General features: G+C 59.8%; 3 protein-coding genes and 2 pseudogenes. All 5 read left to right on the top strand.

Annotated features, from left to right (window positions below; all coding sequences use genetic code 11):
* On the top strand, nucleotides 1–326 hold a 326-nt coding region (locus Q8K05_RS05420), incomplete at its 5' end, for a TRAP transporter small permease (protein WP_305245497.1).
* Nucleotides 323–1,600 (top strand): TRAP transporter large permease, encoded by a 1,278-nt coding sequence (locus Q8K05_RS05415; RefSeq protein ID WP_305245496.1) that lies wholly within the window; start codon nucleotides 323–325, stop codon nucleotides 1,598–1,600. The genes Q8K05_RS05420 and Q8K05_RS05415, both read left to right, overlap by 4 nt.
* A gap of 32 nt (nucleotides 1,601–1,632) precedes the next feature.
* Complete coding sequence (locus tag Q8K05_RS05410; RefSeq protein ID WP_305245495.1) at nucleotides 1,633–2,409, top strand: FadR/GntR family transcriptional regulator; 777 nt, start codon at nucleotides 1,633–1,635, stop codon at nucleotides 2,407–2,409.
* Between the two features lie 139 nt (nucleotides 2,410–2,548).
* Nucleotides 2,549–3,042, top strand: a pseudogene (locus Q8K05_RS05405) (NAD(P)-dependent oxidoreductase); the annotation flags it as partial.
* An 89-nt stretch (nucleotides 3,043–3,131) separates the two neighbouring features.
* Nucleotides 3,132–3,233: pseudogene (locus Q8K05_RS05400) on the top strand (hydroxypyruvate isomerase); the annotation flags it as partial.

The following is a 3,233-nucleotide window of genomic DNA, read 5'->3' as shown; positions in this document are numbered from 1 at the left end:
TCTGGATGGTTTTTCTGGGTATTCCGACGGCGTTTCGCCAGGGTGCCATGGTGAGCGTGGATGTGCTTTACCGCTGGAGCCCGCCCCGCCTGCGCCGTTTGCTCGACTGGGTCGTGTGTCTTGCCGCTACCGCGTTGATCGCCATCATCATCTGGTGGGGCTGGGACTATGCCGTCCGTGGCAGGGTGCAAACCATGAGCGGACTGGAATCGGTGTCGATGTTCTGGGCCTACCTCGCCATGCCGGTCGGCGGCGTGTTCAGCCTGATTGGCATCATCGGTAATCTGCTGGATACCCAGCGTCTTGAATTGGAAACCGCAGTATGACCGCCGTCATGTTAAGCACGATGGTGCTGTGTTTCGCACTCACCGTTTCCGTGGCCGTCTCCATCGGACTGGCGTCCATTTTTGGCATCTATATTGCTGATGCGAACATGCTGATCTCCGTCAAGGAGATGTTCAACGCGATCAACAAATTCCCGTTGGCCGCCATCCCGTTTTTTATCCTGGCCGGCAACGTCATGGAATCCGGTGGCATTTCGCGCCGGCTGGTTGATTTTGCCAAGAGCCTGGTGGGTGGCGTGCAGGGCGGCCTGCCGATGACCTGTGTGCTGACCTGCATGATTTTTGCGTCAGTGTCCGGTTCGTCGGTGGCCACCACGTTCGCCATTGGCACCATCTTGATTCCAGCACTCATCAAACATGGCTACCCGACCACCTGGGCCGCGTCACTGCAGGCTACCAGTGCCGAACTCGGCGTCATCATCCCGCCCTCGATCCCGATGATTCTGTATGCCGTCAGTGCTGAAGTTTCCATTGGCGAAATGTTCATTGCCGGCTTCGGGCCGGGCCTTCTCATCAGTGGCGCGCTGATGCTGTTTGTCTGGGTTTACTGCAAGTTCAAGGGCTGGGGCAAGAACGACGGCGACGATCGCCTGTCGGTCGGCAAGGCCACCTTGAGGGCCGGTTGGGCGCTGCTGATGCCGGTCATTATTCTGGGCGGCATTTACGGCGGCATTTTCACCCCGACCGAGGCCTCGGCGGTGGCGGTGTTCTACGCCCTGGCCGTGGGAGTGCTGATCTACCGCGAGATCAAGTTGCCGGACCTCTACCTCATCCTGCGCAAGTCGGTGCTGTCGTCGGCGGTGATCATGTTCATCATTGCCAACGCCGGGCTGTTTGCGTTCCTGATCACGCGTGCTGGCGTGCCGGAGGCGATTGGCATCTGGCTGCAGGATGTGCTGAAATCCCCGGCCTACTTTCTGCTCGGCGTCAACGCCGCGCTGTTCCTGATTGGCATGTTCATCGAGACCGGTGCCGCCATCATTGTGTTGGCCCCGATCCTGGCACCGGTGGCCATACACTTTGGCATCGATCCGATCCATTTTGGCCTGGTCATGGTGGTGAACCTCGCGCTGGGCATGATCACGCCGCCGTTCGGGGTGAACCTGTTCGCCGCTTGCACCGTGGCGCGTATCTCACTCGACCGCATGGTCAAGGACCTGATCCCCTTCGTGCTGGTGATCGTGGTCTGCCTGATGGTCATCTCCTATGTGCCGTGGATCTCACTGGGGCTGCGCGATCTGGTTTACGCCAAATAGCAGAGAATAGGCCATCACTTTCCAGTCCTTCCATGACAATTCAGTTCAAGTCCATCACACCCGGTGCCTGCCTCTCAGATCAAGTAGCGGATGTGCTCACAGCCGAGATCCGGGCGGGCCGGCTGGCTCAGGGGGACAAGCTGCCGACCGAAGCGGTACTGGTGGAACAGTTCTCGGTGAGTCGCACGGTGGTGAGGGAAGCCGTCTCACGGCTCAAGTCGCTGGGTTTGGTCGATTCAAGACAAGGCAGTGGTGTGTATGTCAAGGAAGTCGGCTTTTCGCCGCTCAACTTTGATGCCAAGTCAGCATTGTCCAAGCAGGCGGTGATCCAGATGGTGGAGGTGCGCCGCGCGCTGGAGGCGGAGGTGGCTGGGCTGGCCGCGCAGCGGCGAACTCAGACCGATATCAAACGCATCCGCAGATCCATTACCTTGCTGGGCAAGGCTGTGCAAGCCGGTGGTGATGGCGTGGATGAAGACGTTCAGTACCACCGCGCCATTGCGGAGGCCGCGCGCAACCCCTTTCTGATTGGTACGCTGGAATACCTGGGTCAGTTCCTGCAGGGCGCCACCCGTGTCACGCGCGCCAATGAAGCGCGTCAGGCAGACTTCGCGCGGCAGGTGTGCGACGAGCACGACATGATTTCTCGTGCCATTGAAGCAGGTGACGCCGCCGCAGCGCGCATGGCGGCCACGCGGCACATGGACAACGCAATCAAGCGCATCGAGCAGGCTGACCCGGCTTTCTGGCAGCAGGCAGGTGTGAAGCTGGCGCGCCCCTTGGTGTCAGGCCTGACGCTGAAAAGCTGAGATCTTTGCCAGCGTAAAGCATGGCCTTGTGAGTGGCTTTGGGTACACCCGATGCATTCTAAATTTGTATGATAACCATATAAGATATGCCTTCACATTATTTTAACTTGACTCAATACCAACCAGACGGAGCGAACGAATGACATCTAACGTAGGGGTGATCGGCCTGGGGGCCATGGGTAAGGGCATGGCGGGTTCGCTACGCCGCGCTGGCTGTCAGGTGCATGTATTTGACGTTCGCACCGAGGTCGCCCAGGCCTTTGCCGCAGAGGGTGGCGTAGCCTGCGCATCGCCCGCCGAACTTGCTGCGCACTGCAATGTGATTGTGTCGGTGGTCGTCAATGCCGCGCAAACCGAGAGCGTGCTGTTTGGCGTGGATGGCTGCGCCGACGCCATGAAGCAGGGAAGCCGGGAAGCGTGTTCGTGATGTGCTCGACCGTGGATCCCAACTGGTCGATAGCGCTGAAGGCGCGGCTGGCCGCGCTGGGCATCCTCTACATCGACGCCCCGATTTCCGGCGGCGCGGCCAAGGCCAGCAGCGGCGAAGTGACCATGATGACGTCCGGACGGCCCGAGGCCTACGCGGTGGTCGGCTCGCTGCTCGATGCGATGGCGGCCAAGGTTTACCGTCTGGTCTGCCTTGGCGCCTCTGTGCCCGAGCCCCTGACCGAAACCCAAATCGATGAACTGCGCCACACTTTTGGCGCCCGCTGGTGAAGCTTATGCCTCAATTGGTTGCCAATTTGTCCATGCTCTATCCCGAGCTTGATTTTCTTGATCGTTTTGAAGCTGCCGCCAAAGACGGCTTCAAGGCGGTAGAGTAT

Source organism: Polaromonas sp., from assembly GCF_030682935.1.
Classification (GTDB): Bacteria; Pseudomonadota; Gammaproteobacteria; order Burkholderiales; family Burkholderiaceae_C; genus Polaromonas.
Note: the sequence above shows the minus strand (reverse complement) of the source record. Positions and strands in the feature narration are given on the sequence as shown.